Source organism: Psychromonas antarctica, assembly GCF_022267535.1.
GTDB classification, from domain to species: Bacteria; Pseudomonadota; Gammaproteobacteria; order Enterobacterales; family Psychromonadaceae; genus Psychromonas; species Psychromonas antarctica.
This window is the reverse complement of record NZ_JAHNZV010000174.1, coordinates 1-3,822: the sequence shown is the minus strand read 5'-3', so window position 1 is coordinate 3,822 and position 3,822 is coordinate 1. Positions and strand designations below refer to the sequence as shown.

At 40.0% G+C, this 3,822-nt stretch carries 4 protein-coding genes and 1 pseudogene; all 5 read right to left on the bottom strand.

Annotation, left to right across the window (positions count from 1 at the left end; all coding sequences use genetic code 11):
* A pseudogene (locus tag KSO91_RS16410) lies at positions 1–160 on the bottom strand (IS66 family transposase); the annotation flags it as partial.
* 235 nt (positions 161–395) lie between these two features.
* Positions 396–701: a hypothetical protein gene (locus KSO91_RS16405; RefSeq protein WP_238744101.1), complete on the bottom strand. Its 306-nt coding sequence runs from the start codon at positions 699–701 to the stop codon at positions 396–398.
* Positions 702–845: 144 nt separating this feature from the next.
* Positions 846–1,154 carry a hypothetical protein gene (locus tag KSO91_RS16400; RefSeq protein WP_238744100.1) on the bottom strand — a complete coding sequence of 103 codons (309 nt, stop codon included), beginning with the start codon at positions 1,152–1,154 and terminating at the stop codon, positions 846–848.
* A gap of 269 nt (positions 1,155–1,423) precedes the next feature.
* Positions 1,424–2,263 carry an ankyrin repeat domain-containing protein gene (locus tag KSO91_RS16395; RefSeq protein WP_238744099.1) on the bottom strand — a complete coding sequence of 280 codons (840 nt, stop codon included), beginning with the start codon at positions 2,261–2,263 and terminating at the stop codon, positions 1,424–1,426.
* A gap of 7 nt (positions 2,264–2,270) precedes the next feature.
* A partial coding sequence (locus KSO91_RS16390; RefSeq protein WP_238744098.1) for an RHS repeat domain-containing protein occupies positions 2,271–3,822 on the bottom strand: 1,552 nt, incomplete at its 5' end.

Below are 3,822 nucleotides of genomic sequence, written 5' to 3'. Positions count from 1 at the left end.
TGCGGCATAATACGGTTTCTATGATGCTGTAAATAGCCGCGCTGGCATGGGCGCCTTTTACACTGCTTGAGTGTAGCCAATTCTTACGCCCAATCACGAACGGACGAATCGCATTTTCAGCGGCATTGTTGTCCAGTGGAATAATTCCATCCGTTAAAAACTCAAAGTGCTCGGTATTGCCTAAGCTATCGGTGCTGGTGCTTTTATTACCGTTATAGTCAAAATGGTAGTCGTATGCGCCGTCGTCACCCCGTTATTTGATAGCCGGCAACATTTTTGGTGTGGAAGATTTAGATACAAAAAAACGACTAAACAGAGTGTGCTTAGCCGCTGGATTAATAGATTAAATGGTGAACATTCAGTTGACCAGGTCATAACCCCGATATAAGTGTGTATTACAACTTATTATTTGCGAAAAAAATGACACAGAAAAAAATAAAGGGAAAAAACGGAAGCAAAGTCAGTTTGTAAACTTTGAGCTCCGGATTAATGTTATATATCAAAACGATACAGACACTACCAACTAAGGCGGCTAAAGGGATCATTACCAAGCTGTAAGTCGCAATCGTGAGCACTTTTTCTCCCACAGAACCGGGCTCATCTCCTCCCAACATCCATAGCATGAAACTTGTAGCGCCAGTTAGCGCCCAAGCAAGGATGATTTGTATGCAACAACTAGCAATAACCCATTTTAAATGCATAAAGCCTCTTCATGATATATTTGGCAGTTAATGAAAAGCTTAATTAAATTAATAGTAACAGCTCACTTTGTTGGCAACCAAAACTAAAGCTCGGATCAACCCCAAACTTATTAATGGTTGCTGCTTAATTCACAGCAACATCATTCACAGCGTCCGTTTCCTCGAGGCTAAAAATTCTTTGGCGACATCACTTAAGCCTCCAGATATCTCAAGTCTAAACTCATAATAAGCATCACTTATATCAACTGGCCACCCAATTCCACTATTAACCCATTGATAAACTCCTGGGACATCTCCTCGATCTAGAGGAGAGTCAACTAGATCATTTTTAGCTAGCTGAATAAGTTCTCCAATACCACTTTTCACTTCATATATATCTTTATTATTACCTGAATATTTTTCTAGACACTCTTCAAGTAAAGTGGCTTTTTGTTTTAAGATTACTTTATCCATTTTAGCCTCCGATACTACCTAATTTATTAAAAAAAAGGTGTGGCTGTCCTCGATTATTTAGTTATAGCAATAAATGGAGTAACCTTTTTGTGCACTTTCAATGTAGAAAAGTAAGCGTGATTAAAATAGCATCATCAATTCAAATTAAAATCACGTTTTTATTGGCAGTCAAGATTAAAGACCAGCCGCAAAAAATTTGCACAAATGGCTCTCTCTGAAATAAAAAAGATCTTCCGTCAAGTCAAAAGATCTATACCCAAATAATTTATTTATTCCGTCCTGATTTTATCGCCTAACGGTGGCAAAGGAGGAAGTTTATCTTTATATTTTTCAAAATTTTTCGCCTGCCAAGCATAGGGGATAACGTCAATTCCCTCGGATCTTAATTTTTTAATAAAACGAAAATAATCAGGCCATTGTGAGCCACCCGGCCCCATACGCCCAGATTCAATATAATTAACTATGCTTTTACTGCGTTTATTTTTATGCAAATAGTTTGCACCCGCATCTACTAATTGCCACAACATATTAAATTGACTGGTAGTTACAGTATTAAAAATCACCGTAGTACCATTTAAATCTTTTTCTAAATTCGCGCCATGATCAATTAAGATCTGTACATTTTTAGGGTGACTCGACATCACAGCTCTAAAAATTGGGACAATATTACCTCCAGGTTTATAAGGATTATGTAAATCAGGATCGCCCCCATGGGCCAATGCTAATTCTAGATAGTAACTATCGTCAAGACCAGCGGCATCAAACATCACCGCGGCTTGTTTATAAAAATCATAGGGTTTGCTATTTTCACTAAAAAGATTGGGATTAGCGCCCGCTTCAAGTAACGTCCGGTAACTTTTGCGTTTTTCTAATAAAAAGGCAATTAATAATGGCGTTACCTTATGTTCTCCTAATACATTTACATCAATTCCTTGCTTTAAAGCTTGCGCAATTTTATCCGGTTTATTAGCAATCACCGCATCAATTAACGGCATCGCCTGCGCATTATAAAATGACTTTAACAGCGCCACATCGGTTGCATCATCACCACACGCACTCATACAAATTCCCCCTAATAATATGCCGAAATATTTAAATATTTTTTTCATAGGTTTCCTACAGGCCTAAGGCCTCATTAACACTGTCCATAAAATGTCGATTGACGGTTTTAGTTACCCCCCTATTTTGACTGTTTGAGGGAAGCTCTAAGCGAATACGTTGTCCATTTGCCTGTGGGCCAACAAAATGATCTTGCGATGTATTAAGTGCCTCACCCGGTACATAATAGGCGCGAATTTTATCATCAGATGCTATCGACAAAGAATCATCAAAACGAGTGATAGTATTTTTATGCACCCCTGCCGCATTAAATGTAATTGCCGGCCGATTGCCAACAATAGCCGCTGCGGCTGCCTGCCCACCACCTTTTGAGTGGCCCACATAAGTGATATTGGCATCAGGGTTTTCTTCCGCAATCGTCTTGGCTAAGTTCATTGTGGCGTTATATTGATCGGTTTCTAAACCGATGCCCTGTTTGACATTAGTTTGTACCCAATCTTGTTTTCTGTTAATCGCAGTAGAAAGATCACGACTGCCTCTGAATGCCACCATATAATCATCTGTTTCAGAATTGTAAAAAACCTTAGATTTAAAACCAATCTTTTCATCAAGCAAGTAGCTTTCATCAGGCAAACCAAGCAGATCAACCGATTGTTGTGATGATAACTCACTATAACCATTAAATGGCGCTGTAATATCATCATCATACACTCCTTTTGCCGCCTTCGCGGCAGCAATGACAGTCGGATCCCGTTGTGCCAGTGTGGTGGTATTCGGTAACTCTATGCCAACATCACCCAATATTTGTTGCGCATCCCTAAATGCAGCTCGGTCAATGGCATCAACGGGTAACTTCACAATATTAACTATTTTATTGGCGCGTCCCTGAATAGCATAACTCGTTGAAGAAGCTAAGTGCGTTAAAAAGGCTCCAGAGCTTATCATAAATGCCTTAAGTCCTTTTCCAACCCTGTCCAAAGGACCTTCATTCGTAATAGAGGGTTCATTTTCTTCACCCTCTTTACAACTCAGCCCAAACGGATCTACCCAGTTTACTGGATTCGGTGCATATTGGTAAGGGTTGATGCCGCCTGCTAATCCAATCGGATCTTGATGAATAAACCGCCCTTGTTTCGGGCAGTAGTATCTGAAACGGTTGTAATGTAACCCAGACTCAGCATCATAATATTGCCCTTGAAAACGCAGTGGGTTGTCGATTAGGTTTTCTGATTTACTCTTTAACTGTTCGCCATTTTCCGCACCAAACAAATCACCATTATTCTGCCAAACAATTTGCTCATGACTATCCGTTAAACAAATCGGCGTGCCAAGCTGGTCAAGGTGGTAATAATAGATTTCATCGCCTTTGATTAAGGCAACGGGTAAAAAGCTATCAGGCAGGTAGATATACCACGTATATTCGCCGTTTGTATGTTCGCCAATCAGCTGATTGCCATCCCAGATAAAATCCGTTTTACCGGCTTCCGTGATTTTTGCACTGCGCCTGCCTAATGCATCATATTGATATTGGCTGAGTGTGCCGTTGCTATTAAGCTGACGTAGTTGGTTGAGTCCATCAAAACTGCGTTTTTGAATTAAGCCAGTGGCG

Bases quoted from the DNA above. Each gene is read 5' to 3' on its own strand.
- KSO91_RS16395 (WP_238744099.1), bottom strand. From the start codon at position 2,263: ATGAAAAAAATATTTAAATATTTCGGCATATTATTAGGGGGAATTTGT.
- KSO91_RS16400 (WP_238744100.1), bottom strand. From the start codon at position 1,154: ATGGATAAAGTAATCTTAAAACAAAAAGCCACTTTACTTGAAGAGTGT.
- KSO91_RS16405 (WP_238744101.1), bottom strand. From the start codon at position 701: ATGCATTTAAAATGGGTTATTGCTAGTTGTTGCATACAAATCATCCTT.